We start from the raw sequence: 2,804 nt of genomic DNA on the forward strand, positions 1-2,804 counted from the left end.
GGACACGATGATCTTGTCCTCTTCGGAGAGCTCGTCGACACCGAGGATCGCGATGATGTCCTGGAGCTCCTTGTTGCGCTGCAGGATCTGCTTGATCCGGATCGCGCAGTCGTAGTGCGCCTGCCCGATGTACTGCGGGTCGAGGATCCGCGAGGTCGAGGTCAGCGGGTCAACGGCCGGGTAGATACCCAGCGACGCGATCTCACGGGAGAGCTCGGTGGTCGCGTCGAGGTGCGCGAACGTCGCCGCCGGAGCCGGGTCGGTGTAGTCGTCGGCGGGGACGTAGATCGCCTGCATCGAGGTGATCGAGTGTCCGCGCGTCGAGGTGATCCGCTCCTGGAGCGTGCCCATCTCGTCGGCCAGGTTCGGCTGGTAACCCACCGCGGACGGCATCCGGCCGAGCAGGGTCGAGACCTCGGAACCGGCCTGGGTGAACCGGAAGATGTTGTCGATGAACAGCAGCACGTCCTGGCCCTGCACGTCGCGGAAGTACTCCGCCATCGTCAGCGCCGAGAGGGCGACGCGCAGACGCGTGCCCGGCGGCTCGTCCATCTGGCCGAACACGAGAGCGGTCTGGCCGATGACGCCGGCCTCGTCCATCTCGACGATGAGGTCGTTGCCCTCACGGGTGCGCTCGCCGACACCGGCGAACACCGACACACCACCGTGGTCCTTGGCCACACGGGCGATCATTTCCTGGATCAGAACGGTCTTGCCGACACCGGCACCACCGAACAGGCCGATCTTGCCGCCGAGGACGTACGGCGCGAGCAGGTCGATGACCTTGATGCCGGTCTCGAACATCTGGGTCTTGGACTCGAGCTGGTCGAACGCGGGCGCCTTGCGGTGGATGCCCCACCGCTCCTTGACGTCCAGGGTCTCGCCCTCTTCGAGGTTGAGGCACTCGCCGAGGGTGTTGAACACCTTGCCGAGGGTCGCGTCGCCGACGGGGACCGTGATCGGGCCGCCGGTGTCGGTCACCTGCGCGCCGCGGACCAGGCCGTCGGTCGGCTGCAGCGAGATCGCGCGGACCATGCCGTCACCGATGTGCTGGGCGACCTCGAGCGAGAGCTTCTTGGTCTCGCCGACCAGGTCGAACTCGGTCTCGAGCTTGTTGTAGATCGCGGGCATCTCGCCGGCCGCGAACTCGATGTCGACGACGGGGCCGATGACCCGTGCGATCCGGCCGACGCCGCCCGCGGTGGTCTCAGCGGTTTCGTTGATAGTGGCAGTCATGTCTCTCACTCGCTCCCTGCGGTGGCGTCGGCGAGGGCATTCACGCCACCGACGATCTCGCTGATTTCCTGGGTAATGCCGGCCTGACGGGCCTGGTTGGCGATTCGGGTGTACTTCTTGATCAGCTCTTCGGCGTTGTCCGTCGCGGACTTCATCGCCTTCTGTCGCGCGGCCAGCTCGGAAGCGGCGGCCTGCAGCAGCGCGGCGAAGATCCGGCTGGTGACGTACTTCGGGAGCAACGCGTCGAGCACCTCGTGGGCCGACGGCTCGAACTCGTACAACGGGAGCACCTCGCCGGGCTCCGGCGCCTCGGTGCCCTCGACGACCTCGAGCGGGAGCAGCCGCAGCGCGGTCGGCTCCTGGACGAGCATCGAGCGGAACCGGGTGTAGACGATGTGGACCTCGTCGGTCGAGTCCTCGTCCTGCTCGGCCACGAACGCGGCGATCAGGGTGTTGGCGATCTCCCGGGCGTCGTCGTACGTCGGCTGGTCGGAGTAGCCCGCCCAGCTCTTCTCGACCGGACGGTTCCGGAACTTGTAGTACGCAGCAGCCTTGCGACCGGACGTGTAGAGCGTGACGGTCTTGCCCTCGCCCCTGAGCTTCTCGACGAGACGCTCGGCCTCCTTGAGCACGCTCGAGGAGTACGCGCCGGCCAGACCGCGGTCACTGGTGATCACCAGGACCGAGGCGTGGTCGGACTCGGTCGGCTCGGTCACCAGCGCGTGGTCGACGTTCGAGAACGTCGCCACGGCCGAGACCGCCCGGGTGAGCTCGCGGCTGTAGGGCGCCGCGGACTGAGCCCGCTGCTGCGCCTTGATGATCCGGGACGCAGCGATGAGCTCCATGGCGCGCGTGATCTTCTTCATCGACTGCGTCGATTTGATCCGCGCGCGATATTCGCGCACCGAAAGAGCCATGGTTCAGCCCCGCTTCTGCTTGACGATCTGCTCCTGCTCGACGTCGTCCGCCTCGAGTGCCTCGTGGACTTCCTTGCCAGCCTTGATCGACTGGCCGTCCGAGGTCTCGAACTGGTCGAGGAACGAGTTGTACGCCGCCTCGAGCGCCTGCTCCGTGCCGTCCTCGAACTTCTGCGTCTCCCGGATGGTGTCCAGGATCTGCGCCTGCGAACGACGCAGGTAGTCGAGGAACTCGTGCTCGAAGCGGAGCACGTCTTCGGTGGGGACCTTGTCGAGGCGACCGGTGGTGCCGATCCACAGCGACACGGTCATCTCCTCGAGCGGGTACGGCGAGTACGCCGGCTGCTTGAGGAGCGCCATCAGGCGCTGACCACGGTCCAGCTGCTGACGCGACGCGGCGTCGAGGTCGGAGGCGAACATCGCGAACGCCTCCATCGCGCGGAACTGCGCCAGGTCGACCTTGAGCGAGCCGGTCACGGCCTTCATCGCCTTGGTCATCGCCGCGCCACCCACTCGGGAGACGGAGATACCGACGTCGATGGCCGGGCGCTGGTTGGCCGCGAACAGGTCCGACTGCAGGAAGATCTGACCGTCGGTGATCGAGATGACGTTGGTCGGGATGAACGCCGAGACGTCGTTGGCCTTGGTCTC

General features: G+C 66.7%; 2 protein-coding genes and 1 pseudogene. All 3 read right to left on the reverse strand.

Annotation, left to right across the window (positions count from 1 at the left end; translation table 11 throughout):
• Nucleotides 1-1,236, reverse strand: a 1,236-nt coding sequence (atpD, locus tag V6M46_RS09250; RefSeq protein WP_332664050.1) for a F0F1 ATP synthase subunit beta, incomplete at its 3' end; no start/stop codon positions are given.
• Between the two features lie 5 nt (nt 1,237-1,241).
• Nucleotides 1,242-2,153 (reverse strand): F0F1 ATP synthase subunit gamma, encoded by a 912-nt coding sequence (locus V6M46_RS09255; RefSeq protein ID WP_332664052.1) that lies wholly within the window; start codon nt 2,151-2,153, stop codon nt 1,242-1,244.
• Between the two features lie 3 nt (nt 2,154-2,156).
• A pseudogene (locus tag V6M46_RS09260) lies at nt 2,157-2,804 on the reverse strand (F0F1 ATP synthase subunit alpha); the annotation flags it as partial.

The sequence above is a fragment of the Aeromicrobium sp. genome (assembly GCF_036676885.1).
In the GTDB taxonomy this organism is placed as follows: domain Bacteria; phylum Actinomycetota; class Actinomycetes; order Propionibacteriales; family Nocardioidaceae; genus Aeromicrobium.

What these genes read in the sequence shown, in the direction of transcription:
- V6M46_RS09255 (WP_332664052.1), bottom strand. Translation starts at nt 2,153, where the DNA reads ATGGCTCTTTCGGTGCGCGAATATCGCGCGCGGATCAAATCGACGCAG.